Below are 1520 nucleotides of genomic sequence, written 5' to 3'. Positions count from 1 at the left end.
GGCCCCGTTTTGGTAGTTACCGGAAGATCTTCTGATAGCCCCCTTGGGCGCGGCTTCGCGACGTTGGTCGGGATCGTCCGGCCGGCTCAGACGCCGTGGCGCTCAATGCGTGGGTCGTGGGTGAGGAGCGCGGACGGGTCCGACGCACAGGCCGGGCCATGTCTCTACAGGTTTCGCCCTACCGTACAGTGCGACCGTCATCACGAGAATCGCGGAGTGGAGGGTCTGTGGCGGAGACGTCGGTGCAGCGCAGTCTCGTGGACAGTGACGTGGAACGGCGCCCCGAACGTATCGTCATGTCGCTGAATTCCGAATACTACGAGCTGATCTGGGCCGGCCTGAAGCGACACGAGTTTCGGCGCCGTTTCCTCGAGGGTCAGCCGGTTGAGTGGTTTGTGTATCTGACCGCGCCGGTGTCACGGCTGGCCGCGGTGATCGAACTCGATGCGGCCGTGGTTGACGTTCCAGCGGCGATCGCGGAGTTGGCTGAGCAGGCACGACCGGGGAATGGGGCGTCGGTGCTCGCGTACGTGGAGGATCTGCCGCGGGCCTTCGCCATGCCGATCCGGCGGGTGCGGGAGTACGGCGGGCTCGACGCAGTGGCGTTGAAGGCGGAACTCGGGACATTCCATCCCCCGCAGGGTTACATTCGGGTAGCGCGCAACCCCGGGTGGCTGCGCGTGTGCGATGGGCTGGTCGCCACCGGGCTCGTCCGGCAGCTGACTGTCGACCACGCGGTCACGGGCGGGTAGTCCGGCGGCGCGGTCGTGCAGTGGGCGGGGGGACGTGGCGAGGGCTGGTGGGCGGCCGGTGTCCCCGTTGCGAGCGGCTCGGTTGGCGCGCCACGCGACCCAGGAATGGAAAAATCCGCCCGCACCCTGATCATCCACGCCGGCCGGGACCAGGTTCATCTCGACAGTGCCTGCCCCACCCACAACCGCTACCGCGAAACCGTCCACATCGCCGGCAGCGACGGCTGGTACGACGCCAACACCCCGGTCCGCAGCATCCAAAAGGGCTACCTGCTCGCCCGCGAACGCGACCTGTACGACGCGTGCTCGGTCTCCATCGACGGCGCAGACTGGGGCGGCGCCTGGCACGCCCACGTCCTCGCCCCTGCCCTGTCCGCGCTCGGCGTCCCGCACACCACCTAGCCGATCTCGCTGTTCACGCCGCTGGTCGTCGACCGCACCGGCGGGAAGCTGTCCAAGACCCTCTACGTCCGTCACGGCGCGTACGCCGACGTACCCCGCAGCTACCTGGACCTCGACCTCCTCCTCGCCGACCACGGCGAACAGGCCCTGGAGATCCTCTGGGACGAAGTCCACGGCTGGGCCCGCGAACCCCGCCGACTCCACCGCAGCTACACCCTCGACTACCTCCACGCCCTCCTAGCCACGGCCGGGGAGCGGGCAAAGAAATATATAATTCTTATATCATGCCAGGGAGGAACTATGTAGCTGGACGGTTACACGCGTTCCGAGCTGTGCAGATGCGTTTCTTCGAGTCCGGTAACTGAG

General features: G+C 67.0%; 2 protein-coding genes. Both read left to right on the top strand.

Features of this window, described 5'->3' with window-relative positions; translation table 11 throughout:
- Positions 1 to 227: 227 nt before the first annotated feature.
- Complete coding sequence (locus MJ797_RS26855; RefSeq protein WP_239342559.1) at positions 228 to 752, top strand: hypothetical protein; 525 nt, start codon at positions 228 to 230, stop codon at positions 750 to 752.
- A gap of 15 nt (positions 753 to 767) precedes the next feature.
- Positions 768 to 1154 (top strand): hypothetical protein, encoded by a 387-nt coding sequence (locus MJ797_RS26850; RefSeq protein ID WP_239342557.1) that lies wholly within the window; start codon positions 768 to 770, stop codon positions 1152 to 1154.
- The last annotated feature ends 366 nt before the right edge of the window (positions 1155 to 1520 follow it).

The organism is Protofrankia sp. CiP3 (genome assembly GCF_917627345.1).
Lineage (GTDB): Bacteria > Actinomycetota > Actinomycetes > Frankiales > Frankiaceae > Protofrankia.
Note: the sequence above shows the minus strand (reverse complement) of the source record. Positions and strands in the feature narration are given on the sequence as shown.